Origin of the sequence: Streptomyces sp. W16 (assembly GCF_033194735.1) — a bacterium.
Lineage (GTDB): Bacteria > Actinomycetota > Actinomycetes > Streptomycetales > Streptomycetaceae > Streptomyces.
Genome location: NZ_JAWOAI010000090.1, coordinates 1 through 24560 on the forward strand (window position 1 = coordinate 1; position 24560 = coordinate 24560).

24 protein-coding genes are annotated in these 24560 nt (G+C 69.3%); 5 read left to right on the forward strand and 19 right to left on the reverse strand.

Going from position 1 to position 24560, the window contains the following annotated elements; translation table 11 throughout:
- Together R6V09_RS14775 and R6V09_RS14780 are read right to left on the reverse strand one after the other, a co-directional pair.
- Positions 1–751 (reverse strand): hypothetical protein (locus R6V09_RS14775; protein ID WP_317881856.1); only part of this gene is annotated, 751 nt, incomplete at its 3' end.
- A gap of 827 nt (positions 752–1578) precedes the next feature.
- Positions 1579–2151 carry an EF-hand domain-containing protein gene (locus R6V09_RS14780; RefSeq protein WP_317881857.1) on the reverse strand — a complete coding sequence of 191 codons (573 nt, stop codon included), beginning with the start codon at positions 2149–2151 and terminating at the stop codon, positions 1579–1581.
- A 433-nt stretch (positions 2152–2584) separates the two neighbouring features.
- On the opposite strand from R6V09_RS14780, the gene R6V09_RS14785 reads away from it, so the two are divergent.
- Positions 2585–3610, forward strand: coding sequence for a fatty acid desaturase family protein (locus R6V09_RS14785; protein ID WP_317881858.1), 1026 nt, complete (start codon positions 2585–2587; stop codon positions 3608–3610).
- A 15-nt stretch (positions 3611–3625) separates the two neighbouring features.
- Here the strand turns inward: R6V09_RS14785 and R6V09_RS14790 are convergent, their stop codons facing one another.
- The 4 genes from R6V09_RS14790 to R6V09_RS14805 form a co-directional block, all read right to left on the reverse strand.
- Positions 3626–5128, reverse strand: a complete 1503-nt coding sequence (locus R6V09_RS14790; RefSeq protein WP_317881859.1) for an FAD/NAD(P)-binding protein — start codon at positions 5126–5128, stop codon at positions 3626–3628.
- 7 nt (positions 5129–5135) lie between these two features.
- Entirely contained in the window at positions 5136–5645 is a 510-nt protein-coding gene (locus R6V09_RS14795; RefSeq protein WP_442810054.1) for a GNAT family N-acetyltransferase, read from the reverse strand.
- A 440-nt stretch (positions 5646–6085) separates the two neighbouring features.
- Positions 6086–7414 (reverse strand): class I SAM-dependent RNA methyltransferase, encoded by a 1329-nt coding sequence (locus tag R6V09_RS14800; RefSeq protein ID WP_317881860.1) that lies wholly within the window; start codon positions 7412–7414, stop codon positions 6086–6088.
- Between the two features lie 112 nt (positions 7415–7526).
- Positions 7527–9578 carry an APC family permease gene (locus R6V09_RS14805; protein WP_317881861.1) on the reverse strand — a complete coding sequence of 684 codons (2052 nt, stop codon included), beginning with the start codon at positions 9576–9578 and terminating at the stop codon, positions 7527–7529.
- Between the two features lie 370 nt (positions 9579–9948).
- Between R6V09_RS14805 and R6V09_RS14810 the strand changes: the two genes are divergently transcribed.
- Entirely contained in the window at positions 9949–10620 is a 672-nt protein-coding gene (locus R6V09_RS14810; protein ID WP_033283949.1) for a potassium channel family protein, read from the forward strand.
- Positions 10620–11297, forward strand: coding sequence for a potassium channel family protein (locus R6V09_RS14815; RefSeq protein ID WP_019061074.1), 678 nt, complete (start codon positions 10620–10622; stop codon positions 11295–11297). Before R6V09_RS14810 ends, R6V09_RS14815 begins: the two co-directional genes overlap by 1 nt.
- A gap of 75 nt (positions 11298–11372) precedes the next feature.
- Here R6V09_RS14815 and R6V09_RS14820 read toward each other — a convergent pair whose 3' ends face one another.
- The 8 genes from R6V09_RS14820 to R6V09_RS14855 all read right to left on the reverse strand — a co-directional run bounded on the left by R6V09_RS14820 (position 11373) and on the right by R6V09_RS14855 (position 19186).
- Entirely contained in the window at positions 11373–12128 is a 756-nt protein-coding gene (locus R6V09_RS14820) for a DUF3159 domain-containing protein (RefSeq protein WP_317881862.1), read from the reverse strand.
- 3 nt (positions 12129–12131) lie between these two features.
- The gene (locus R6V09_RS14825; protein WP_317881863.1) at positions 12132–12530 is read right to left on the reverse strand and encodes an OB-fold nucleic acid binding domain-containing protein; all 399 of its coding nucleotides are present in this window, start codon (positions 12528–12530) and stop codon (positions 12132–12134) included.
- 45 nt (positions 12531–12575) lie between these two features.
- On the reverse strand, positions 12576–13259 hold the full coding sequence (locus tag R6V09_RS14830) for a response regulator (RefSeq protein WP_019072966.1): 684 nt from the start codon (positions 13257–13259) through the stop codon (positions 12576–12578).
- Complete coding sequence (locus R6V09_RS14835; protein WP_317881864.1) at positions 13256–15832, reverse strand: sensor histidine kinase KdpD; 2577 nt, start codon at positions 15830–15832, stop codon at positions 13256–13258. Before R6V09_RS14835 ends, R6V09_RS14830 begins: the two co-directional genes overlap by 4 nt.
- Before the next feature lie 152 nt (positions 15833–15984).
- Complete coding sequence (locus tag R6V09_RS14840; RefSeq protein ID WP_317881865.1) at positions 15985–17160, reverse strand: alginate lyase family protein; 1176 nt, start codon at positions 17158–17160, stop codon at positions 15985–15987.
- Positions 17161–17326: 166 nt separating this feature from the next.
- Positions 17327–18082 carry a DUF3710 domain-containing protein gene (locus R6V09_RS14845; RefSeq protein ID WP_317881866.1) on the reverse strand — a complete coding sequence of 252 codons (756 nt, stop codon included), beginning with the start codon at positions 18080–18082 and terminating at the stop codon, positions 17327–17329.
- A gap of 1 nt (position 18083) precedes the next feature.
- A complete protein-coding gene (gene dut, locus R6V09_RS14850) occupies positions 18084–18605 on the reverse strand; it encodes a dUTP diphosphatase (RefSeq protein ID WP_317881867.1) in 522 nt (173 codons plus the stop codon).
- Positions 18602–19186 carry a PaaI family thioesterase gene (locus R6V09_RS14855; RefSeq protein ID WP_317881868.1) on the reverse strand — a complete coding sequence of 195 codons (585 nt, stop codon included), beginning with the start codon at positions 19184–19186 and terminating at the stop codon, positions 18602–18604. The genes dut and R6V09_RS14855 overlap by 4 nt, the downstream gene beginning before the upstream one ends.
- A gap of 58 nt (positions 19187–19244) precedes the next feature.
- Here R6V09_RS14855 and R6V09_RS14860 point away from each other — a divergent pair, with 58 nt between their 5' ends.
- Positions 19245–19709 carry a DUF3093 domain-containing protein gene (locus tag R6V09_RS14860; RefSeq protein ID WP_317881869.1) on the forward strand — a complete coding sequence of 155 codons (465 nt, stop codon included), beginning with the start codon at positions 19245–19247 and terminating at the stop codon, positions 19707–19709.
- A gap of 10 nt (positions 19710–19719) precedes the next feature.
- On the opposite strand, the gene R6V09_RS14865 is transcribed toward R6V09_RS14860, so the two are convergent.
- The 4 genes from R6V09_RS14865 to R6V09_RS14880 all read right to left on the reverse strand — a co-directional run bounded on the left by R6V09_RS14865 (position 19720) and on the right by R6V09_RS14880 (position 23236).
- The gene (locus R6V09_RS14865; protein ID WP_317881870.1) at positions 19720–20637 is read right to left on the reverse strand and encodes a hypothetical protein; all 918 of its coding nucleotides are present in this window, start codon (positions 20635–20637) and stop codon (positions 19720–19722) included.
- A gap of 13 nt (positions 20638–20650) precedes the next feature.
- The gene (locus R6V09_RS14870) at positions 20651–20947 is read right to left on the reverse strand and encodes a DUF4193 domain-containing protein (RefSeq protein ID WP_005481602.1); all 297 of its coding nucleotides are present in this window, start codon (positions 20945–20947) and stop codon (positions 20651–20653) included.
- A 395-nt stretch (positions 20948–21342) separates the two neighbouring features.
- Positions 21343–22575, reverse strand: a complete 1233-nt coding sequence (locus R6V09_RS14875) for a sensor histidine kinase (protein ID WP_317881871.1) — start codon at positions 22573–22575, stop codon at positions 21343–21345.
- 7 nt (positions 22576–22582) lie between these two features.
- Positions 22583–23236 (reverse strand): response regulator transcription factor, encoded by a 654-nt coding sequence (locus R6V09_RS14880; protein WP_010983842.1) that lies wholly within the window; start codon positions 23234–23236, stop codon positions 22583–22585.
- A 416-nt stretch (positions 23237–23652) separates the two neighbouring features.
- On the opposite strand from R6V09_RS14880, the gene R6V09_RS14885 reads away from it, so the two are divergent.
- Positions 23653–23826, forward strand: coding sequence for a hypothetical protein (locus tag R6V09_RS14885; protein ID WP_019072956.1), 174 nt, complete (start codon positions 23653–23655; stop codon positions 23824–23826).
- 314 nt (positions 23827–24140) lie between these two features.
- On the opposite strand, the gene R6V09_RS14890 is transcribed toward R6V09_RS14885, so the two are convergent.
- Positions 24141–24560: inositol monophosphatase family protein (locus tag R6V09_RS14890; RefSeq protein WP_317881872.1), on the reverse strand; the 420-nt coding region annotated here is incomplete at its 5' end.

A 24560-nucleotide genomic window follows, 5' to 3' on the forward strand; every position in this document is an offset into this window, starting at 1 on the left:
CGGCTGGAGGCGCGGCAGCGGGCGGTCTACGCGGAGGCACTACCCGGCGGGCCGGGGCCTGTGGCGGTGCCGGCAACGCGGCGACGACGAACCGCGTGGCGGCTCTCGCGATCAGCTTCGGCGGGGCCACACTGGCACCGGAACGGCCGAGGGTGGTGAGCCGGTCACTGCCCTCGGCGACTCCTTGGCTGATGTAGGTACCGGGTCCCCGGCGGATCACCACGCGGCACAGCGCGGGACGCCCGGGATCCAGCCGAACCACGACCGGCCGCCCACCCGCACAGTCGATGACCGTCGCGGAGACCAGCGGGTCACTCACTCGGACGTCGTGAACGGGCCGGTTGCCGGTGTTGGTCACCACGTAGCGGATGGTCGCCTCCTGGCCCGTTACCCGTACCGACTCCGACAGCGTCAAAGTGCCTCCGACACCCGCATATCCCGACCGCTCGCGGGCCCGCGCTTCGGTATGCAGGTACGGAATGCGGCCGGAGGCCAGCACCTCGGCCGCCCACACCCCGGGACGCGCGGTCGTCATGGCGGTGCACGTCGCCGAAGAGAGTCCGCGCAGCATGCGCACGCGGTCACCGTCCGGACAGCGGATCGCGACGCCGGGCAGACCCGGGTCGTCCACCCGTACGTCGTACAGGTCCGTGCCTTTCCGGTTGACCAGCCGGTAGGTCTTCAGCACGGGATCGCCCACCCGGATGCCGGGATTCAGTGCGCCAACCCCCGGGCGGGAGTTGACACTCACCCGGAGAACCAGCCCGTTCCCCTCCGCGCCGTCCGCAGCCGCCCACCCTCCAAGAGCGGCGGACACAAGGGCGGTCAGCAGGGATGACACCAACAGGCCCCCGGCTGACCAGCTGCCGTACCCCGCACCACGATGCTGCCCGATCATCACACCGGAATGGTCACCGCGCGCCGTCCGTCCGCCCCTCTGGGCGCGCCACGCCTCTCACGCGAGCCCGCCCCAATCACCCGAATGCTCCAGCCGGCATGGGGAAAGACCCACAACCCCCATCCTCCGCCCGCGGAAATCGAAGTCCACGGGGCGAGCCCGCCAAGAAACGGCCCGCGCACCGACGGTCGGAGTCCCGGCGACCACACCCGCCACAGTCCGCCGGTCGGATGGTCCGTCCGGACGGACCTCGCCACGCTGCACCGGTATCCGGCCTCTGCCACGCTGGGGACATGGAGAGCAGACCTGGTCAGGAACCGCCGGCTTCGCCCGGCGCGGACACGGCGTGCCGAGGCTGTTTCGGTGGTCCCGAGGACGGTCAGGGCTGCAGCGCATCGGCGCGGTTCGCCGTCACTCGCTACCGGGACGTCGAACTGACCGTCTGCCCGGGGCACCTGGGCCCGTCACTCCTCCTGGCACGCAACCTCCTGTGGCCCCCGGAGATCCGTCTCATCCGCTGACCTCGCTCGCCGGGAGCGGAACGGACCCAGTCATCCGTGTCGAACGAGCGTCGCGACCGGGTCTGGTCTGTTCGCATCCCACGATCAGGGGTTTCATCATGCCGCCCGGCCGAGGACCGCGGGCGGCACCGCCCCTGAACGCAGCCAGTCAGCCACCCGTCAGCCGTCGCCAGGTCCTTTGAGCCTGCCGAGGAACAGCGCGGACGGGGAATCCTCGTCGTCACCGAGGTAGTAGTCGCGAACCATCTCCTTGTAGCGCTCCCGCGTCAGCGCATCGGTCCCGTTCGCGACCATGCTGTCGAACCCCCGCTCCGCTTCCCGGGAGGTGAGTCCCAAGCTCGCTCCGAAGAACGCGGTGTACTCCTCCCTGGACAGAACCCCGTCGCCGTTCGCGTCACCCGTGGTGAACCATGCCTCGGCGCCGCTCATGATGACGTTTTCGAAACCGGCCGGGTCGCGCAGGACGATGTCCCCGTAACCGTGCCTGAACTCGTCCGGAGTCACCTCGCCGTCGGCGTTGCGGTCGAAGCGGGTCATCCAGTCCCACAACGTCTCGATCCCCGGCCGGATCGTCTCCATTGTCCTTCTGGCCTGCTCGGGGTCCGCGTGCATGCGCAGGGCCCCCCGTTCCGCGTCCGCCAGAAAGGACTGGAACGTCAGGGCACCAGTGCCTTCGACATCGAGCACCTCATAGATGCGGTCGATCTTCTGTTTCTGGAACTCGCTGGCCATCAGGGACTCCTTCGCATCCGCTGCTCCGGCCCCGAGCGATCTTCCACCAGTTTAGGTTTCCTCCGGCTCGCCCGCGCCCCCGGAGCTCCCGGAACAGGGGCCTGCTGTGGAGGAGTGCCGAACACCCGCGTATGCGACCAGGCATCCTTCTGAGGCCGCGAGAGTACGCAGCTTTCCGGCCACTGCGGCGGAAGCTTCTACAGTCCCGCGCCATGGGCGGATCGAACTCCGCCCCAGCGGCCTCGGAGCCGTGGACTCCCGGCGGATGCATGGGACTTGAGACGGTTCACATGGTGCACACACGCATGGCTCAGTCGCCTGGCACGTGACCGGAAATCCGCTTGGCGGACTCCTGCGTCCTGTTGAACCGTCATAGAGGAGCGTCTTGTTGCCGATGTCCTCCCGACTCGGCCCCATGAATGGACGGACGGCCATGTCCGCACGCGATCAGATCCCCCTGCTCCGCGACGACGAGGTGGCTCGGCTCGACGCGGCCCAGGACGCGCTCCTCGCCCCGGTCCGCGGCGAGGACCGAAGGGGCACGCTCCCCCGGGAGTACTTCGAGAAGAAGCCCGGCCGGTTCCTGGCCAAGTTCCTCTCCACGCTGGTGCTCATCGCCGCCTCCTGGACGCTGATCGCCCTGGAACCCGGGTTGCCCGCCACCCTCGCAGCAGCCGCTCTGGCCGGGCTGATGTACGCCCACCTGGTCGAGCTGCAACACGAGTGCCTGCACGAACACGCCTTCCACAGCCGCACGTTGAACCGGCTGTGCGGGGTGATCTCCGGCACCTTCATGCTCAGCTCGTTCTGGCACTACAAGCACGACCACCTGCGCCACCACGCCTTCCTCGGCACTCCGCAGAACCAGGAGTTCTTCAACTACCGATTCCGCGACCTGCATCGCTGGTACGGCCTCGGGTTCGTACTGGCAGCCCTGCACCCGGGGCGGTACGCCAACGTGGCCCGCGATCTGGTCCTGTGCTGCCTGGGCCGCCCGGTTCCGGGCGTGGTCCGCGAGCTGGATGCGCGCAAGATCCGCGCCGAGTACCGGTTACTGGCTGTGCTTCTCGCCGGCGCCATCGCCTTCTCCGTCCTCACCGGCGATCTTCTGCTCCTCTGGGTGTGGCTGCTGCCCACCCTGCTGGTGAGCGAGCCGGCCCACTTCCTCATCGAGATGCCGGAGCACTTCGGCCTGAACACCCAGTCCGACCCGAACGTCCTCACCAACACCCGCACCATCAGGGCGTCGCGACCCGCGCAGTGGTTCACCAACTACAACAACCTGCACACGGCGCACCACTACCACCAGGGCGTGCCGATGGCCCAGGCTGTACGGCTGCACGCGTTGATCGCAGACCGGGTGGTGCCGACCGAGGAGTCGTACTGGAGTTTCTACCGCTCGGTGCTGACCGGCCGGATCAGGTACCGGAACGAGGACGAGACCTGCATGACGCGCTGACCACCACTCCCGGCCCTACCTCTCCACCGCCCCGGCGACCACGTCCGCCAGCTGCGCCGCCTGACTCACGCTGTTCTCCACGGCGTTGGTAGCCAGCCACACGCCTCGTGTCAGGTCGCCCACCACATGCAGACCCGGGGCTACGCTCCCGTCGGCGCCCCGGACCTCGAACGTGCGCTCGTCGACCGCGACGCCGCCGAAGCGGTGGGCGACGGCCGTACGGGAGGACAGCAGGTCGCGGGTGAGCGGGGCGGCCAGCAGCGAGTCCCGTCCGTAGCCGGGGCCGGTGGCGTTCACCACCACGTCCACAGACACCGGTGAAGCGTCGGCGAAGCGCATCTCGTACCCCGATCCCGACGGCCGCACCCCGATGAGCCCGGGCCGTACCGCGAGCCGTCCGTCATCCATCATCCCGAGCAGCCGCCGGGCGCTGACAGCCGGGAAAGAGGCGATGTTCGCGGCCCAGACGCCAACATACGTGCTCATCAGCCGCTGCTTGCCGAGCTCGTCGAGCAGACGCCACAGAGCCGGCACCCAGGGCACCACCGCGGCGAGCACCGACTGCCGGCCAAGGACGCCCGCCGACTCGGCGACCGCGAGCCCGGCACGCAGCGTCACCGGGGAGGACGGCGGTGGGTGCAGCACCTCGCTCCAGCGGATCCGGCGAGCCCCCTCCGCCTCCTGCACTTCGCGCCCGATCACTGCAGCCACCGTCTCCAAACCAACGCCGCCGTCCCGGCCGTGCCTCCGCTGATCGGCCACGAACCCCGGCAGATGGGCGAGTTCGTACGCGACCGTCCGCCCCTTCACGCTCGGCAACAGTCCGGAGCGGGAGGCCAGCAGGACGGGCCCGGCGTGTCCGCGCTCCAGCAGGGCCAGTGCCACGTCCACACCGGTCAATCGCGTGCCGATGACACCGACCCGGGCGTCCGCCGGCACCTCCAGGCCGCCCCACGGGTCACGCAGAAAACGCGATCCGCCCTCCTCGGGCGCGTACCGCGCCGACGGCAGATGACCGAGAGCCAGCACCACCCTGTCGTACGTCGCCACCCGGCCCGACGCGAACCGGCAGCGCCAGCGCCCGTCGCCGTCCCGCCGCACAGCGACCGCACGTTCATGTGTCACCCGCACTCCGGGGCCCGCCCGTCGGGCCGTCCGAAGCACGTCGTCGAGCACCCACCGCGCGTACGCGCCGAACAGCCGCCGCGGCGGATAGTCGTCCCCTGCCGAAGGGATCCCGTGTGCTGCCGCGCTCCGCTGCCGCCAGTGGGCGAACTCGCCCTTGTCCTGCGGGTGCAGACTCATCCGGTCCGCCCGCACGTTCAGCAGATGCAGGTCGTACGGGGTCGAGAACGCGAGCCCCGGACCCATGACCGCCGGATCGGCCACCTCGTACTCCAGCCGGGTCCCGACCGCGTCCAGCCGGGACACCAGCCCGCGCAGCACACTGGTCCCAGTGGGTCCACAACCGACCTGGAGCACACGGTACGGCGGCCGGACGGCGGGGGTAGGGCTCATCGGGCCGTCAGGGCTCGCCCGCCGGCGAGCCACCCAGTTCGGTCAGTTCGGGGCCGCTGATCCGGTACACCGTCCACTCGTCCATCGGCTTGGCACCCAGCGACGCGGTGAAGGCGATGGTCCCGGTGTTCCAGTCCAGAGTCCAGAACTCCAGCCGCTGGTAGCCACGTTGGACGCACTCCCGGGCCATGGCCTCGAACAGCGCCCGGCCCACACCGTGACGGCGGAACTCCGGCTCGACGTACATGTCCTCGCCGTACACGCCGTGCGTTCCGGTCCAGGTGGAGAAGTTCAGGAACCACAGCACGAACCCGACCATCCGGCCCTCGGCCTCCGCGACGTGCCCGTACAGCGAGGGGCGCTCCCCGAACAGTGCCTGCCGTAGCTGATCAACCGTCAGACGGCACTCGTTGCCCGACTTCTCGTACGCGGCCAGGTCGTGCACCATCCGCACGATCGTCTCCACGTCCGGCTCCCGCACGAGCCGCGTCCGCACGTCCGCCCCCACACTCGTCATGCCGCCATCATGACGAGTCCCGCCGACTCCAGCCACCCCACGCCATCGGCTCGAATACGCAACAACCGCAACCGCAGCCGGTGGAGGTGTGGAAAGGCTCGCGGTGCGGGCCTACCTGACAGCAGGGAAAGGCCGGGGCGAAGACCCCCGACCCTCCAGACCGACGCCACCGCCCTGACCGCAGCCCTTCACGTCGGTCTTGGGCTGTAAACAGCTACGACCGCCGACATGCACTATTTGCACTGGTCAGCGACACGAGGTCGCCACACCGCCGACAGGCCAGGAACCCGCCGAACGCTGCACACAAGCGGCTGATCACAACCACTCGGGATCGCGGAATTCGCAGCGGGACCCCTCAACCGGACTACATATTCAGATCGCCCGACCAGCGACGCAGCACAACTGACACCGCACATAACGCGCAAGCACAAAACCGCAGGTCAGGACAGCTTGGCCACCGGCTCAAGGATCGCGACGCACTCCACGTGATGGGTCATCGGAAACAGATCGAACGCCCGCAACGTCCGCACCCGATACCCCCCATCCCGGAAATACGCCAAGTCCCGCGCCAACGCAGCCGGATCGCACGCCACATACGCGATCTTCCGCGCGCCCAGTGACGACAAGTGCTCCACTGTCTTCTTGCCGGCCCCCGAGCGGGGCGGGTCGAGGACGATCAGGTCGACCTCGGAGATGCCGGTGCGCGGAAGTACCGTCTCGACCTTGCCCTGCTCGATCCGCACCCGCTCGAACCCGGCGAGATTGTGCCGCGCGTCCTCGACCGCGCGCTTGCCGGACTCGATGCCGAGCACCGCGCCCTTGTCGCCGAGGCGGTCCGCCAGCGCGCCCGCGAAGAGGCCGACGCCGCAGTACAGGTCGAGGGCCATGTCGCCCTTGCGCGGGAGCAGGCCCTGCATGACGGCCTTGACGAGGGTGTCGGCGGCCATCGGGTGGACCTGCCAGAAGCCGCCGCTGCCGACGCGGTAGGTACGGCCGTCGGCCCGCTCGCGCACGAACGCGCGGCCGTGGACCCGGTGGATGCCACCGTCGTGCTCCTCGACGCGCATGACCGAGACGGGGCGTTCGAGTTCGACCAGGGGCAGGCGGGCGCCGGGACGGGGCTCCAGGATGACCATGCGGTCCTGGGAACCCGTCGCCGCGATCGCGTCGACCGACGCCATGCCGGACCAGTCGCGTTCCTCGATGCCCAGCTCGCTGACGCCCGGCGCCGCGATCATGCAGTGCTCGATGGGCTCGACCTCGTGCGAACGGTGCTTGCGCAGACCGGCGTTGCCGTCGACGTCGACCGCGTACTGCACGCGCGTGCGCCACTGCGGGACCTGCCCTGCGGGCAGCTTGTCGCCCTCGGCCGGCATCACCGTGCCGTCCCAGCCGGCCTCCTCGGGCGTGAGGCCTGCGAGCCGCTGCAGCTGCTCGGCGATGACCTCGCCCTTGAGGCGGCGCTGCGCTCCGGGCTTGGCGTGCTGCCAGTCGCAGCCGCCGCAGCGGCCGGGGCCGGCGTAGGGACAGGGCGCCTCGACGCGGTCCTTTGACTCCTCCAGGATCGTCACGGCGTCGGCACGCAGGAACCGCGCGCCCTCCTCGCCGTCGGTGACCCGCGCGACGACCCGTTCCCCGGGCAGCGTGTGCCGGACGAACAGCACCTGGCCCTCGGACGTACGGGCGATGCAGTGCCCACCATGGGCGACGGGGCCGACCTCGACCTCGTACTCCTCCCCCACCAGCGATTTCTTCGGTTCTGCCTGCATGGCGGGGTGACTCCACAACGTCAAAGGGGGAACGGCCGGACAACAGCCCACCAGTCTACGTGGGCCCTGTCCAACCGCTCACCACGAAGCGAACCGTCGAAACCGTCGGCGCTCAGCCCTTGGTGTCCGAGGACTCCCTGTGCCGCTCCTCCGCCGGCCCGCGCCGCACCGCACCCGGCGCGCTCCACTCCTGCCGCTTGCGGGCCCGGTTCTTCGCCGCCTCGGAGGACTCCAGCTGGTACGGCACCGACGTCACCATCACGCCCGGCGTGAACAGCAGCCGGCCCTTCAGCCTCAACGCGCTCTGGTTGTGGAGGAGATGCTCGTACCAGTGGCCGACGACGTACTCGGGGATGATCACGGACACCGCGTCCCGCGGCGACTCCTTCCGCAGCCCCTTCACGTACTCGATGATCGGCCGCGTGATCTCCCGGTACGGCGAGTCGAGGACCTTCAGCGGTACGTCAATGGCGCGCCGCTCCCACTCCTCGCGCAGCGCCTTGGTCTCCGCCGGGTCGACGTTGACGCTGAGCGCCTCCAGGGTGTCCGAGCGCATCAGCTTGGCGTAGGCCAGGGCCCGTAGCGCCGGGCGGTGGATCTTGGAGATCAGGACCACCGAGTGCACGCGGGACGGCCGGAGGCTGTCGTCGCTGGGGCCCTCGGGGGCGGCGATCTCCTCGGAGACCCGGTCGTAGTGCTTACGGATCGCGGTCATCGTGGCGTAGAAGATGCACATGCCGAGCAGCGCCACCCAGGCGCCGTGGGTGAACTTCGTGACCAGGACGACGACCAGCACCAGGCCGGTGAAGAACGCGCCGAACGTGTTGATCGCCCGGGAGCGGACCATGTGGCGGCGCTTGGCCGGGTCCTTCTCGGTGGCCAGGTGGCGGTTCCAGTGCCGGACCATGCCGGTCTGGCTGAGGGTGAAGGAGACGAACACGCCCACGATGTAGAGCTGGATCAGCCGGGTCGAGTCGGCGCCGTAGATCGCGATCAGCAGCGTGGCGGTACCGGCGAGCAGCACGATGCCGTTGGAGAAGGCCAGGCGGTCGCCGCGGGTGTGCAGCTGGCGCGGGAGGTAGCGGTCCTGGGCGAGGATCGAGCCGAGGAGGGGGAAGCCGTTGTACGCCGTGTTGGCGGCCAGGAACAGGACCAGCGCGGTGGCCGCGGCGAGGACCACGAACAGGAAGCTGCCCTTGCCGAACACGGCTTCGGCAACCTGGGAGATCACCGGGTTCTGGACATAGCCGGAGCCGATCGCGACGCCGTTGTGGAGGAGGTCGGTGGCCGGGTTCTCGGCCATGCGGACCTTGGTCGTCATGGCCAGCGCGATGATCCCGCAGAACATGGTGACGGCCAGGATGCCCATCGCGGCGAGGGTGGTCGCCGCGTTCTTGGACTTGGGCTTGCGGAAGGCCGGGACGCCGTTGGAGATCGCCTCGACACCGGTGAGGGCCGCGCAGCCGGAGGAGAAGGCGCGCAGCATCAGGAAGACGAGCGCGAAGCCCGCGAGTCCCTGGTGCTCGGCCTTGATCTGGTACGACGCGGTCGGCGCCCGCATGGCATCGCCGAGGACGAGTCCGCGGAAGGCACCCCACGCGATCATCACGAAGACGCCCGCGACGAAGACGTACGTCGGGATCGCGAAAAGCGAGCCGGACTCCTTCACCCCGCGCAGGTTCATCAGCGTGAGGAGGACCACGACAACGACCGCGCAGATCACCTTGTGCTCGACCACGAACGGGATCGCGGAGCCGAGGTTCTCGATGCCGGAGGCGATCGAGACGGCGACGGTGAGGACGTAGTCGACCAGCAGGGCGCTGGCGACGGTGAGTCCGGCCTTGGGGCCGAGGTTGGTGGTGGCCACCTCGTAGTCGCCGCCGCCGCTGGGGTAGGCGTGGACGTTCTGCCGGTAGGAGGCGACCACGGTGAACATCAGCACCACGACCGCGACCGCGATCCAGGGGCTGAAGTGGTACGCCGACACGCCCGCGATGGAGAGGACCAGCAGCACCTCGCCGGGCGCGTAGGCCACGGAGGACAGCGGGTCGGAGGCGAAGACGGGGAGTGCGATGCGCTTCGGCAGGAGCGTTTCGCCCAACCGGTCGCTGCGCAGTGCGCGCCCGATGAGGATGCGCTTGGGCACGTCGGTCAGTTTGGACACAACAGAGGATCGTAGGCCTTCGAACAGGCGATCCTCTACTCGCCACCTACTTGACCCCTGTCATCTGCCTCACGGGTGAAATCGGTGACGAGTGGAGTTGCGGATTCCGTCGGGAGTGACGACTCCGTGTCTATATGACAAAACCCCGCTCCCGCCCGCCTCCTGGAGGTTCCATGCCCACGACCGCAGAGCTGATCGGCGCCCTCGCCGCCCTGGCCGGCCTCGGAATCCTCACCCTGGCCAGCGTGCGCAGCATCGGACGCCGCTGACGCACAGGGGTGCCCCGGAAGGACCGGACGTGTGTACTTTGGCCTCGGTCTGAGACCCTGATGGGGCTGAGCATTGATTTCAGGACACCGGAAGGACGGTCGTGCACATCGTCATCATGGGCTGCGGCAGAGTGGGTTCCGCTCTCGCCCAGACCCTGGAGCAACAGGGGCACACGGTCGCCGTGATCGACCAGGACCCCACCGCCTTCCGTCGGCTGGGCCCGGGATTCGGCGGTCGCCGGGTCACCGGGGTCGGCTTCGACCAGGACACGCTGCGCGAAGCGGGCATCGAGGAGGCGGGCGCGTTCGCGGCCGTCTCCAGCGGTGACAACTCGAACATCATCTCCGCGCGCGTGGCCCGCGAGATGTTCGGCGTCGAGAACGTCGCGGCCCGTATCTACGACCCCCGCCGCGCCGAGGTCTACCAGCGCCTGGGCATCCCCACCGTCGCCACGGTCCGCTGGACCGCCGACCAGATGCTGCGCCGGCTGCTGCCCTCGGGCGCGGAGCCGCTGTGGCGGGACCCCACCGGCGGTGTCCAACTCGCCGAGGTGCACGCCTCGGCCGCCTGGGTCGGCCAGCGGATCAGCAAGTTGCAGGAGGAGACGGGCGTCCGCGTGGCGTTCCTCACCCGTCTCGGCGAGGCGATGCTGCCCTCTTCGCAGACCGTGTTGCAGGAGGGCGACCTCGTGCACGTGATGATGCGTACGGACGAGGTCGACAAGGTCGAGGCGGCGTTCGCCAAGGGTCCCGAAGAGGAGGGCGGTCACTGATGAGGGTCGCCATTGCCGGAGCCGGCGCGGTCGGTCGTTCGATCGCCGGAGAGCTCCTGGAGAACGGTCACGAGATCCTTCTCATCGACAAGGCCCCGACCGCGATCTCGGTCGAGCGGGTCCCCCAGGCGGAGTGGCTGCTGGCCGACGCCTGCGAGATCACGTCCCTGGACGAGGCGGCGCTGCAGCGCTGCAACGTCGTGATCGCCGCGACGGGAGACGACAAGGTCAACCTCGTCGTCTCCCTCCTGGCGAAGACGGAGTACGGCGTCCCGCGCGTCGTCGCCCGCGTCAACAACCCCAAGAACGAATGGCTCTTCAACGAGTCCTGGGGCGTCGACGTGGCCGTCTCCACCCCCCGCCTGATGTCGGCCCTGGTCGAAGAGGCGGTGTCGGTCGGCGACCTGGTCCGCCTGCTCCGCTTCAGCCACGGCGACGCGAACCTGGTGGAACTGACGTTGCCGGAGGAGTCGGCCCTGGCCGGCACCCAGGTCGGCGACGTGGAGTGGCCCGAGGACACCTCCCTGGTCACGATCATCCGAGGCACCCGCGTCCTGACCCCGTCCCGCGAGGACTCCCTGGAGGCGGGCGACGAGCTGCTGTTCGTGGCGGCTCAGGCGCGCGAGGAGCAGTTGGAGGATCTGCTGTCGGTGCGCCGGGAGGACGCGGCGAGCTGACATCGGCTCTACGACGAGGAGGGGCGCCCTGATTGCTCAGGGCGCCCCTCCTCGTCGTAACCAAAGAAGCGAAAACTACGCGTCCCGCCGGTGCCGACCCTCCGCCGTAGCAGCCGCCTTGCGCTCCTTCTCTGCCTGCTCCTCCGCCTCCATCTCCGCGAACACGTCGATGGGCGCGGGCGCCTTCGCGAGGAAGACCCAGGTGAGCCAGACGGCGAGGAGGAAGGGCGGAATCTTCAACGCGACCAGCACCCAACCCAGTTGGGCGGTGTTGGCCCACCAGTAGAGCGGGAAGAGGATCGCGCACTTGGCGAGCAGGATCAGGCCCCAGGCCCAACTGGCCTTGGCGTAGGCCGTCTTACGGCCGGGGTTGCGGGTCCGCCAGGAGAGGTTCTCCTTGAAGACCGGGCCGAGGATCAGGCCGATCAGCGGGACGCCCGCGAGGGTCGTGATGATGTAGGCGAGCGCCAGACCCAGCGTGTAGATCATGCCGGGGAGGTAGAAGTTCTTGGCGTTGCCCGTCATCATCGCGAAGACGACACCGAAGGCGACGCCGAAGACACCGCTGAAGGCGTGCTTGACGGTGTCGCGCGTCACCAGGCGGACCACGACCAGGACCAGGGACACGGCGAGGGCGGCGATCGCCGACCAGTGCAGGTCCTTGTTGATCGTGAAGATGGTGACGAAGAGGAGGCCGGGCAGGACCGTTTCGATCATGCCGCGCAGTCCGCCGAACGCCTCGAAGAGGGCCGCCTCGGTCACCGCCCGGACGTCCTGCTCGGTGTCTTCGGCGTCCACGGTCTCTGTGGTCGGCTTGTCGAGCGACGTCACCGGCTACTCCCGTCCGAGGGGTCTCAGTTCGTATTTCGGGTTGAAGAGCACCCGGCGGCCTCTGCTCATGGAGATCCGGCCGGACGCGATCAGCTTGCGCCCCGGTTCTATGCCCACGATGGAACGCCTGCCGAGCCACACCACGTCCAGGGCGGCTGAGCCGTCGAACAGCTCGGCCTCCAGGGCCGGTACTCCCGCCCGGGGGCGCAGCGTGACCGTGCGCAAGGTACCAGTAACCGTCACGACCTGTCGGTCGTGGCAGTCGCCGATCCGTACACAGCCCTCGGTCGCGGTGTCCTCACGCAGCTCCTCCGACTCCAGGTCCTCCTGCGAGGTGGAGAGCCGGTCGAGCATGCGCCGGAACCGTCCGGCCGGCTTTTCGGAACGAGGGACAGCGCTCATATCTGAAGCGTACCGGGGTCCACCGACAGCAACGTACCCACGCCCTCAGCGCTCGAACCGGTAGCCCATCCCGGGCTCCGTGATGAAGTGCTTCGGGTGCGCGGGGTCCGTCTCCAGCTTGCGCCGCAGCTGCGCCATGTAGACGCGGAGGTAGTTCGTCTCGGTCCCGTAGGACGGCCCCCACACCTCCTGGAGCAGCTGTTTCTGGCTGACCAGCCGCCCGGTGTTGCGCACCAGCACCTCCAGCAGATGCCACTCCGTGGGGGTCAGCCGTACGTCCCGCCCGTCCCGCTGGACCTTCTTGGCGGCCAGGTCGACGGTGAACTCCTCGGTCTCGACCAGGACGTCGTCCTCGCCGCCCCCGGTGGGCTCGGCCCGGCGCACGGCGGCCCGCAGCCGGGCCAGCAGCTCGTCCATGCCGAAGGGCTTGGTGACGTAGTCGTCGGCGCCCGCGTCCAGCGCCTCCACCTTCTCGTCCGAGGAGTGCCGGGCGGACAGCACCAGGATCGGCACCCGGGTCCAGCCCCGCAGCCCCTTGATCACCTCGACGCCGTCCATGTCGGGCAGCCCCAGGTCCAGGACGACCACGTCGGGGTGGCGGGAGGCGGCGAGGTCGAGCGCGGTCTTCCCGTCGGCCGCCGCGTCGACCTCGTACTTCCGCGCCTTGAGGTTGATCACGAGGGCCCGCACGATCTGCGGCTCATCCTCGACCACGAGGACCCTGGTCATGAGACCTGCCTTTCCGGTTGTACGTCTTTCACGTCACGCACGTCTGCTCCGGCACTGTCCTTCGGCGCGAGCTCCAGTGGCTTCGCCGCGCGGAGCGTGAGGACCATGGTGAGGCCGCCGCCGGGTGTGTCCTCGGCGTTCAGGGTGCCGTTCATGGCCTCGGTGAAGCCACGCGCCACGGCGAGGCCGAGCCCCACCCCGGCACCGCGCGGGGCGTCGCCGTAGCGCTGGAAGGGCTCGAAGATGCGCTCCTTGGCCTCGTCCGGGACTCCCGGGCCCCGGTCGACCACCCGTACCTCCACCCGGTCGGCGATGGCGCTGGCGGACACCAGGACGGGTCTGTCCGGCGGGCTGTACTTGACCGCGTTCTCGACCAGGTTGGCCACCGCCCGCTCCAGCAGCCCGGGGTCCACGGCGACCATGGGCAGCGTCTCCGGGATGTCGAGTTCCGCGCTGCCCTCGGGGACCCCGACCAGCGCCATGGGCACCACCTCGTCGAGGTCGACCTCCCGGACGATCGGCGTGACCGTGCCGGTCTGCAGGCGGGACATGTCGAGGAGGTTGCCCACGAGGTGGTCGAGCCGGTCGGCGCCGTCCTCGATGCCCTCCAGCAGCTCGGCCTGGTCCTCCTCGGACCACGCCACGTCGTCGGAGCGCAGCGAGGAGACGGCCGCCTTGATGCCGGCCAGCGGAGTCCGCAGATCGTGGCTCACGGCCGCCAGGAGGGCCGTACGGATGCGGTTGCCCTCGGCGAGCGCACGGGCCTGGTCAGCCTCCTCACGCAGGCGCCTGCGGTCCAGTACGACGGCTGCCTGCGCGGCGAAGGCGGCCAGCACCCGGCGGTCGGAGGCGGGCAGCACCCGGCCGGTCAGCGCGAGGGCCATGTGGTCGCCGACCGGCATGTCCACATCGCCGTCCTCGGGCCGGTCCAGCGGCACCCCGACGCCGACCCGGCCGGCGCAGGTCCAGGGGTCCACGTCGCTCTTGCGCTCCAGCAGGGCCACCGACTCCATGCCGAAGGTCTCCCGGACCCGCTCCAGGAGCGCTTCGAGGCTGGTCTCGCCGCGCAGCACGCTGCCCGCGAGGAAGGACAGGATCTCCGACTCGGCGCGCAGTCTGGCGGCCTGCTGGGTGCGTCGCGCGGCGAGGTCGACGACGGAGGCCACGGACACGGCGACGCCGACGAAGATCGCGATGGCGACGATGTTCTTGGGGTCGGCGATGGTCAGCCGGTGCAACGGTGGCGTGTAGTAGTAGTTCAGCAGGAACGACCCGAGGGCCGCCGAGACCAGCGCCGGCAGCAGCCCGCCGAGCAGCGCCGCCGCCACCGTCAGCGACAGGAACAGCAGCATGTCGTTGGCGAGCCCGAGATGGACGGCGTTGAGCAGCAACGCGAGCCCCACGGGCCCGACGACCCCGACCAGCCAGCCCGAGACGATCCGGGCCCGGCCGAGCCGCGCGCCCCGGGACACGGGCAGTCCGCGCCCCTTGGCGACCTCCTCGTGGGTGACGATGTGGACGTCGAGATCGGGACCGGACTCGCGGGCGACGGTGGCACCCACCCCCGGCCCGAAGACGTACTGCCAGGTCTTGCGGCGGGAGGAGCCCAGGACGATCTGGGTGGCGTTCACCCCGCGCGCGAAGTCGAGCAGCGCGGCCGGGATGTCGTCGCCGACGACGTGGTGGAAGGTGCCGCCGAGGTCCTCGATCAGGGTGCGCTGCTGGGCCAGTTCCTTCGGGGAGGCGGAGGTCAGGCCGTCGCTGCGGGAGATGTAGACGGCCAGTACCTCGCCGCCGGCCCCCTTCTCGGCGAGCCGCGCGGCCCGCCGTATCAGCGTCCGCCCTTCAGGCCCGCCGGTCAGCCCGACGACGATCCGCTCGCGCGAACCCCAGATCGCCGAGACCTGGTGCTCACTGCGGTACTCCTGGAGGTACTCGTCGACCCGGTCGGCCACCCACAGCAGGGCCAGCTCCCGCAGGGCGGTGAGGTTTCCGGGCCGGAAGTAGTTGGAGAGGGCCGCGTCGACCTTGTCCGGCTTGTAGATGTTGCCGTGCGCCATCCGCCGCCGTAGCGCCTGTGGCGACATGTCGACCAGTTCGATCTGGTCGGCCCGGCGGACGACCTCGTCGGGCACGGTCTCCTGCTGGCGCACGCCGGTGATCGACTCGACGACGTCACCGAGGGACTCCAGGTGCTGGATGTTGACGGTCGACACCACGTCGATGCCGGCCGCCAGCAGCTCCTCGATGTCCTGCCAGCGCTTGGTGTTGCGGGAGCCGGGGATGTTGGTGTGGGCCAGTTCGTCCACCAGGGCGACGGCGGGGGCCCGGCGCAGTACGGCGTCGACGTCCATCTCGGTGAAGACGGTGCCCCGGTAGGCCAGCTCCGCGCGCGGGACCTGCTCCAGGCCGTGCAGCATCACCTCGGTGCGGGCCCGGCCGTGGTGCTCCACGAAGGCGACCACGCAGTCGGTGCCCCGCTCCACCCTGCGGTGGGCCTCGGACAGCATGGCGTACGTCTTGCCGACGCCCGGTGCCGCACCGAGGTAGATCCGAAGCTTGCCGCGTCCCATGGCCCCATTGTCTTCCCGTCACACCCGCGTACGCAGCGTCGACTTTACGGCCAATAAGTCCGACAAAAGGGGTGGGGAGCCTGGTCCGGGACGTCTTTGACACATCCCTGATGCCCGTACGGCACCGTACGGGCATCAGGGCGGGGCGGTGCTCAGTTGGGGTTGTCGCCGTGGGTGAGGGTCTCCCAGGCCACGAAGAGGTTGTTGCTGCCGGCCGGGCGGTTGTTGAGGGTGAGCGTCTGGGTGTTGGTCATGGCGATGCCCAGGCGGTTGTGCAGGGCGTTGTAGCCGACCTCGGTGACCGGTCCGAGCCCGAGGGTCAGCGACCCGCCGCACAGCCAGCTCGGTACGGCCGTGCCCAGCTGGTACTTGGCCTGGAACCCGAGCGCCTGCCGCAGCCGCTCGCCCACGTCGGTGCCGTAGAGGTCGGTGCCCTGGATCCGGCTGGTCTCGGCGACGTGCGAGATCGAGGAGAGGCCGTACCCGGTGTGCGTGAAGTCGCGGCACGTCTCCTGGGTGAGCCCGGTGACGAAGGTCGACTGGCCCTGCCAGTAACTGACGATCTTCGCCGTGGTGTTGAGGTTCTGGCTCGGCACGGTCTTCGGCACGCTGCCGTCGGAGGCGAGGTAGATGTACGCGGCCGTCCGCGTCCGGAAGAGCGCCATGGCCTTGTCGTACGACGTCTTGTCCTCAAGGAAGACGGAGATGCCGACGGCGGCGTCCATCATCGTCAGCTCCCAGTTCCCGTTGGAATTGGAGCCGTTGATGATCTCGGGCAGGTACACGTTGCGGAGCATGGTCGCGAAGCGGGCCGAGTTGGTCCATGTCCCGGTGTACGTGTACTTGATGATCTCGGCGGCCTTGGGCCAGGAGGAGCCGGCCCAGCCGGTCTGCAGGGGCGCGTTGCTGTTGGTGTGGCTGGTGATCGTGGCCGACCAGGCGTCCATGATCTCGATGGCCTTCTGGGCGTAGCGCGCGTCCTTGGTGATGTACCAGGCGAGCGCGTCGGTGTAGGCCGCGATCGCGTCCTCGCGTTCGTCGGTGCAGCCGTAGTTGGGGTTGGAGTACGGGCCGCACTCGACGACGGCTCTGGGCTTCGGGGTGCGGGTGAGGCTGGCGTAGGAGCTGGCCATCATCTGGTCGTAGGCGCCCTTCCAGGGCTGGGCGCCGGCGAGGACCTCGGTGCGGGCGAAGTCCAACTGGCTCCTGGAGACGTCGACTCCGGGATGGACGAAGGCGGCGGGGGCCGCCTCGGCGGTGGGGCCGGGCTGGGCGAAGAAGCCCAGGACGAGTGCGGTGACGACGGAGAGCAGGGCAGCGCGGCGCACGGTGACTCCGTTCTCGTATATGAACAAAGAGCACCCTGATGAACATGGGCGTTGAGCCGAGACCATAGGTACAGACCAATGCGCCGTCAAGAGTGCACGCATGACGAAGGGCCGCACCCCGGACGGGGTACGGCCCTTTTTCGCCTGTTCCGGTGTTCTGTTCCGGCTAGCGGACCTCGGTGATCTCCGGTCCGCGCTGAAGCTGGCCCATGCCGCCGGAGAAGCGGGAACCCGCCTCCTCCTGCTGCACGCCCTCGGGAACCATCTGGGCGTCGTTCGGCAGCTTCAGGACGATCGGGTCGCGGGGCGCCATCGGGCCCTCGCCACGCACGACGACCGTGTCCCGGAAAATCTGCTCCAGCAGACCGGCCGCCTGCGGCTGCACCGCGCCCTGCCCGGAGATCACCCCGCGCAGGAACCAGCGCGAACCGTCCACACCGACGAACCGCACCACCTGGAAACCGCCCGTGCCGTCCGGCAGCTGCACCGGAACCTGCGCGCGCAGCTCCCAGCCCAGCGGCCCCTCGACCTCGTCGACGATGCCGCCCTGCTGAGTGATGCCGCTGGCGATCTCCTCGCGGACCTCACCCCAGATGCCCTCGCGCTTGGGAGCGGCGAAGGCCTGCAACTGGATGGCACTGTCCTTGAGGACCACGGTGGCGGCGACGATCGCGTCGCCCGCGACCTCGACCCGCAACTCCATGCCGTCGACTCCCGGCACGAACAGACCGCCCAGGTCCACCCGGCCCTCGGCGGGGTCGCCGATCTCCGAGTCGTCCCAGGGTCCGTCGGGGCGGGGCTCCGGTTCGAGCTTCACGCGCTCGACCGCTTCATCCGCCTCAGTGTCGACATCGTCGACGACCTGCTCGGCCTCGCTCGCCGCGTCCTCGGCGGCAGTGCCCTTCTTGCGACGTCCGAACACGTCACTGTCCTTCCCGGTCGGATACGACCGAAGCGTATCGATTCCCACCCGTGATGCCGCCCACGGCGGCGTGACCGCCGGTGGACCCGAAGCCCCCCTCGGCCCGCGCCGAATCGGGAAGTTCCGCGACCTCCTGGAAGCGGACCCTCTCGACCTGCTGGACGACCAGCTGGGCGATCCGGTCGAAGCGCTCGAACCGTACCGACTCGTACGGGTCGAGATTCACCACGATCACCTTGATCTCCCCACGGTACCCGGCATCAACCGTCCCCGGGGCATTCACCAGAGCGACACCGCAGCGGGCGGCGAGCCCCGAACGAGGGTGTACGAAGGCCGCGTACCCCTCGGGGAGCGCGACAGACACCCCCGTGGGCAGTACGGCCCGTTCACCCGGCTTCAGTTCCCGGCCCTCGGTGGTCCGCAGATCGGCTCCCGCGTCACCGGGATGCTCGTACGACGGAAGCGGTACGTCGGGGTCGACGCGCCGGATCAGTACGTCCAGGGGACTACGGCCACTGCTCACGGGTTCACCTCGAAGGCACGGGTACGCCGGACCTGGTCCGGATCGTCCATGGCGGCCCGGATCTCCTGCGGGCGGCCGTTGTCGATGAAGTGGTCGACCTTCACCTCGATGAAGAGGGCGTCCGCACGCACGGCCACGGGCCCGTCGGGAGCGCCGATGCGTCCGGTGGCGGTCGAGTAGATCTTCCGCCCGGCCACGGCCGTCACCTCGGCCTCCAGGTACAGCACGGTGTCCACGGGCACCGGCCGCACGAAGTCGGTCTCCAGCCGGCCGGTCACCGCGATCGTCCGCAGCAGCCAGTTCAGCGAGCCGAGGGTCTCGTCCAGCGCGCTGGCGAGCACTCCGCCGTGCGCGAGGCCCGGGGCGCCCTGGTGGGCGGCCCGCACGGTGAACTCGGCGGTGATGGTCACGCCCTCGCCGGCCCGCGCCGCCAGATGCAGCCCGTGCGGCTGGTCGCCGCCACACCCGAAACACTGTTCGTAGTGCGCACCGAGCAGCTCACCCGGCGCGGGCGCGTCAGGGTGCCGCACCGGTTTCACGGCGTCGGACGGAGGCTCAAGAGCTGGAGAAGTACCACTCACAGCCGCAGACCTTACCCGCGCGTCGGTAGGTTCCCGACACCGTGCCAAGCTTGGCTTCATGCAGCTTTCCGCCTCCCCCTACGACGAGCGCCTCACCGCCCCGCGTTCGTGGTGGTTCATCTCGTTCCTGGTGGGCATCTCCTTCGCCCTGATCCTGCTGCCCTTCGGCACCCTGCCGATGCTCGGCGGCCTGGTCGGCGGCACCGCGTTCGCCGCGGTCACGGCCAGCTCCTACGGCTCGCTCCGCATCCGGATCGTGGGCGACTCGCTGATCGCCGGCGAGGCGAAGATCCCGGTGACGGCCCTGGGCGAGGCGGAGATCCTGGACCCGGAGGAGGCGCGCGCCTGGCGCACCTACAAGGCCGACACCCGCGCCTTCCTGCTGCTGCGCTCCTACATCCCCACGGCACTGCGCGTGGAGGTCACCGACCCGGCCGACCCGACGCCGTACCTGTACCTGTCGACGCGTGAGCCGGAGCGGCTGGCGGAGGCCCTGAAGGCGGCACGGGCGGCGGCCGTCTAGGACCGGTCCCCTAGCGACCGAGTTCCTTGGGGATCTCGCCCATCCGGATCGGGTCCGGCGGAGCCTCCAGGGGCGGGAGTTCGGGCAGCGCGTCCCAGGGCACCTGGGCCTTGCGCAGGTCCTTGCGGATGCGTTCGGCGAGTTTCTTGGTGTCCCGGCGGTTCATGACCGCTCCGACGGCGGCGCCGACCATGAAGGGCATCAGGTTCGGCAGGTCGCGGACCATGCGTTTCATGATCTGCTGGCGCAGTTCGCGCTTCATGTGGCCGTTCAGCGCGGCGCTCATGGTCGACGGTTTGGTCACGTCGATACCGCGCTCTCCGGACCAGGAGTTCAGATACGCGACGCTGCGCTGCCGGAGGTCGCCGGGCGGACGGACGCCGTAGACCTCGTACAGCTCGGCGATCAGCTTCAGCTCGATCGCGGCGACGCCGGTGATCTCGGCGGCAAGTTCGGTGGGCATCGCGGGTGGCACCGGCAGCATCGCCGCGGCACCGATGCCCGCGCCGACCGTCGATGTCGCGTTGGCCGCGCCGGCCACCAGTTTGTCGGCGAGCTGCTCGGGGTCGAGACCCGGGAACTGTCGCTGAAGCGCCTGAAGGTCCCGTACGGGGATCCGCGGGGCGATGTCGATGATTCGGTCGGCGAGGTACGCCAAGCCCGCCTTGGCCCGGCTGCCGCCCTTACGGACGCCTTCCCTGGCCTTGTCCCGGATCACCGCCGCCCGTCGCCTGGCGACGGGGGCGGCTGCGGGAACGTCCACCGGCACCGGGAGGTCAGCCCCGTCGGCCGCCGGTTCGAGCGAGGCTGATCCCTGTTCGGATGAGCCCCGCTCGTCGTCACGCGCGCCATGAGGGCCGTCGGCCGGCCCTTCGTCCGCTCCCGGCTTGAGGGAGCGGCGCTTCCAGGGTGGGGTCGAGCCAGTCACGGCCGACCCCTCCTCAGTCGCAGTCGCGGCAGATCGGCTGGCCGTTCTTCTCGCGGGCCAGCTGGCTGCGGTGGTGCACCAGGAAGCAGCTCATGCAAGTGAACTCGTCCTGCTGCTTGGGCAGCACCCGGACGGCCAACTCTTCGTTCGAGAGGTCCGCTCCGGGCAGTTCGAGGCCCTCGGCCGCCTCGAATTCGTCGACGTCCACTGCGGAAGTCGACTTGTCGTTCCTACGCGCCTTGAGTTCTTCAAGGCTGTCCGAGTCGACGTCGTCGTCGGTCTTGCGTGGGGTGTCGTAATCCGTTGCCATGTCGCGCTCTCCCCCTCTGGGTGTCTGCGGTGTCTCCAGCGCACGTAACGCGTGAGAGGCCGGACTTGTGCCCGACCTGAGGCGGAGATTTTGCCTCACATCAAGGTCTGTTACTCAATCGACACCCAACCGGACCCCTCAAGAGTGATCGGCTTGGATGGCGAAGGGGACCGTACACGGTCCCGATGCCGCTCTTCAAAGGCACCTCATCGTGTACTTCCCGTGATCAAGACCCCCGAAAACCCGGATTTTCCCGGCTTTCCGACAGGGTGCATGATCACGGAGAGTAGAAGGCCCGAAAATCGCGCTTGTGATCGATCACACACAAGAGTGCCGGAGAAGCGGCCAGAAAATTCCGCGCAAAGCGAACATCCTCGTGTGTCGGCGACATGATCTCAGATGGGCAGGGTGACTCGCATCACGAGCCCACCCCCCTCACGCGGCTGGGCCGAGATATGGCCACCGTGTGCGCGCGCCACGGACCGCGCGATCGACAGACCGAGGCCCACACCCTTGTCGCTGCCCGTTCGCTCCGTACGCAGCCGTCTGAAGGGCTCGAAGAGGTTGTCGATCTCGTACGCCGGGACCACCGGACCCGTGTTCGAGACTATGAGCACCGCATGGCCGTGCTGGACCTCGGTGGTGACCTCGACCCAGCCGTCCTCCGGCACGTTGTACCGCACCGCGTTCTGCACCAGGTTCAGGGCGATCCGCTCCAGCAGGACGCCGTTGCCCTGGACGACCGCGGGTTTCTTCTCGCCGCGGATCACCACGCCCTTGGCGACCGCCTCGGCATTCACCTGGTCGACGGCCTGCTCGGCGACCTCGGCGAGGTCCACGGGCTTGCGCTCGACGATCTGGTTGTCACTGCGGGCCAGCAGCAACAGCCCCTCCACGAGCTGCTCGCTGCGCTCGTTGGTGGCGAGCAGCGTCTTGCCGAGCTGCTGGAGCTCCACGGGGGCGCCGGGATCGGACAGATGCACTTCCAGGAGCGTGCGGTTGATCGCCAGGGGGGTGCGGAGCTCGTGCGACGCGTTCCCCACGAAGCGCTGCTGGGCGGTGAAGGCCCGCTGCAGCCGCTCCAGCATCTCGTCGAAGGTGTCCGCGAGCTCCTTCAACTCGTCGTCCGGCCCGTCCAGTTCGATCCGTCGGGACAGGTCCGAGCCCGCCACCGCGCGGGCGGTGCGGGTGATCCGGCCCAGCGGCGAGAGCACCCGGCCGGCCATCGCGTAGCCGAAGGCGAACGCGATGATCGCGAGGCCGAGCAGGGTGAGGAGGGAGCGGCTGAGCAAGTTGTCCAGGGCGTGCTGCCGCTGCTCATTGACGCAGTTGCTCATCGCGCTGTTGAACACGTCGGGCGAGGCGCTTCCGGGCAGGTCGCAGATCGTGCTGGTGACCTTGCCCTCGGTGATCTTGAAGGGCAGGTCGCTGCCGACGTTCAGGGCCTGGGCGGCGAGCAGGTAGATGATCGACAGCAGCAGGATGCCGGCGATCAGGAACATGCCGCCGTACAGCAGCGTGAGCCTTATGCGGATGGTGGGACGCAGCCAGGGGAACGGCGGTTCGGGCCTTCTGGGGTCCCACGTGGGCTTCGGTGGCGCCTGGGGAGGCGCGGGAGTGGTCGCCACAGTGGACTCAGATCCGGTAACCGGAGCCGGGCACGGTGACGATGACCGGCGGCTCACCGAGCTTGCGGCGCAGCGTCATGACCGTCACCCGCACGACGTTGGTGAACGGGTCCGTGTTCTCGTCCCAGGCCTTCTCCAGGAGCTGTTCCGCGGAGACGACCGCGCCCTCGCTGCGCAGCAGCACCTCCAGGACGGCGAACTCCTTGGGCGCCAGCTGGACTTCCTTGCCGTCGCGGAACACCTCGCGGCGGTTCGGGTCGAGCTTGATGCCGGCGCGCTCCAGGACGGGCGGCAGCGGCACGCTCGTACGGCGTCCGAGGGCACGCACGCGTGCCGTCAGCTCGCTGAACGCGAAGGGCTTGGGCAGATAGTCGTCGGCGCCGATCTCCAGGCCCTCGACACGGTCGCTGACGTCGCCGGACGCCGTGAGCATCAGCACGCGGGTGGGCATGCCGAGCTCGACGATCTTGCGGCAGACGTCGTCGCCGTGCACGAGCGGGAGGTCGCGGTCGAGGACGACCACGTCGTAGTCGTTGACGCCGATGCGCTCCAGGGCGGCCGCACCGTCGTACACGACGTCGACGGCCATGGCCTCCCGGCGCAGTCCGGTGGCCACCGCATCGGCGAGCAGCTGCTCGTCCTCGACGACGAGTACGCGCACGTCGCTTGTCCTTCCTCTGTCCACCCGCGTAGCGCGTCTCGGCGCACACGGGCAGGGTCTTCGTGGCTGTGTGACCTCCATCCTGCCCTTTTCGGCCATAAGTCGGCTGTAAGGCGGCGGGGCGCAGGATGAAGGTCAGGTATGAGGCCCGGGAATGCGGGATTTTCTCGGTGGGTTGAGGTTTCCACCGAAGGGAGCGCGGGGAGGACGGCTTTACACCCCGCGATCACGCTCTGCATGTGGCAAGCCACCTTGTGGTACGTCCAACCGCTTCCGCAGAGCGGGCGTGGGTGTCCGGCACCGTCGCCGCCCAGCCAGGGCAGCGCTGGGCACTCGCATCCGCAGACGTGATCGCCCCTTCCGAATGGCACACCCCCGTGCCAGACGACCCACGACCCAGGACGAGGGGGCGCAGCATGGACGCATTCACCGCAGGACTTCTGCAGCGCATAAGGGCGACCGAGACCGACCTGACGCGGGCTCGCGACGAGGGCGACGACTTCCTCGTCGAGGTGGAACAGGCCGAGCTAGACGACCTGCGCCGCCTGGCCGCCGACCACGGTGTGGAGGTCAGCGCGACGAGCGTCTGATCAGCGCAAACAGCAGAAAAGCGGAACCCTGGCGAATCCAGCGCCGGGGTTCCGCTGCTTTTCGCCCCTGTGCCACAGGGTGAGAGCCCACCAACTTGTTCTGTCCCCACGCGTCGGCCGAGAGGGAGCCGTAGGGGCGCGCCGGTGTCGAGAGCCCCAGCGCGCGGAGGCGCGCAGCGCCGAGCACGGTGGGGCTCTCGACACCGGCTTGAAGCGCCCCGAAGGCGACCGAACCAAAGGAGGTGCGCGCACGGCGCCCACCCAACACCGGCCCAGAAGCCCCGATACAACCCGCCAAGAGCCCCGAACCAACCTCAGTCGTGCCAGGCCCCAAAGTCCTCCAGCAGCCCCTGAAGCGGCTCGAACACCCCCGGACTCCCCGCGACCGCCAGATCCCGCGCAGGCCGCTCTCCGGGCCGTCCACCGGTCAGGGCGCCCGCCTCACGGGCGATGAGGTCCCCCGCGGCGAGGTCCCACGGGTTCAGCCCCCGCTCGTAGTAGCCGTCCAGCCGCCCCGCAGCCACATCGCACAGGTCGACCGCCGCCGAGCCGCCCCGCCGGATGTCCCGCAGCAACGGGATCAACTTCTGCGCCACATCGGCCTGATGGACCCGAACCTCGGTGACGTAGTTGAAGCCGGTCGACACCAGCGCCTGCTCCAGGGGCGGGGCGGGCCGGCAGGCGAGCCTGCGTTCGCCCTCCCACGCGCCCGTGGCCCACGCCCCGCCGCCGAG

Excerpts from the sequence above, each read along its gene's own strand:
- R6V09_RS14780 (WP_317881857.1), bottom strand. The coding sequence starts at position 2,151 with ATGGCCAGCGAGTTCCAGAAACAGAAGATCGACCGCATCTATGAGGTG.
- R6V09_RS14785 (WP_317881858.1), top strand. The coding sequence starts at position 2,585 with ATGTCCGCACGCGATCAGATCCCCCTGCTCCGCGACGACGAGGTGGCT.
- R6V09_RS14790 (WP_317881859.1), bottom strand. The coding sequence starts at position 5,128 with ATGAGCCCTACCCCCGCCGTCCGGCCGCCGTACCGTGTGCTCCAGGTC.
- R6V09_RS14795 (WP_442810054.1), bottom strand. The coding sequence starts at position 5,645 with ATGACGAGTGTGGGGGCGGACGTGCGGACGCGGCTCGTGCGGGAGCCG.
- R6V09_RS14800 (WP_317881860.1), bottom strand. The coding sequence starts at position 7,414 with ATGCAGGCAGAACCGAAGAAATCGCTGGTGGGGGAGGAGTACGAGGTC.
- R6V09_RS14815 (WP_019061074.1), top strand. The coding sequence starts at position 10,620 with ATGAGGGTCGCCATTGCCGGAGCCGGCGCGGTCGGTCGTTCGATCGCC.
- R6V09_RS14825 (WP_317881863.1), bottom strand. The coding sequence starts at position 12,530 with ATGAGCGCTGTCCCTCGTTCCGAAAAGCCGGCCGGACGGTTCCGGCGC.
- R6V09_RS14830 (WP_019072966.1), bottom strand. The coding sequence starts at position 13,259 with ATGACCAGGGTCCTCGTGGTCGAGGATGAGCCGCAGATCGTGCGGGCC.
- R6V09_RS14835 (WP_317881864.1), bottom strand. The coding sequence starts at position 15,832 with ATGGGACGCGGCAAGCTTCGGATCTACCTCGGTGCGGCACCGGGCGTC.
- R6V09_RS14860 (WP_317881869.1), top strand. The coding sequence starts at position 19,245 with ATGCAGCTTTCCGCCTCCCCCTACGACGAGCGCCTCACCGCCCCGCGT.
- R6V09_RS14870 (WP_005481602.1), bottom strand. The coding sequence starts at position 20,947 with ATGGCAACGGATTACGACACCCCACGCAAGACCGACGACGACGTCGAC.
- R6V09_RS14885 (WP_019072956.1), top strand. The coding sequence starts at position 23,653 with ATGGACGCATTCACCGCAGGACTTCTGCAGCGCATAAGGGCGACCGAG.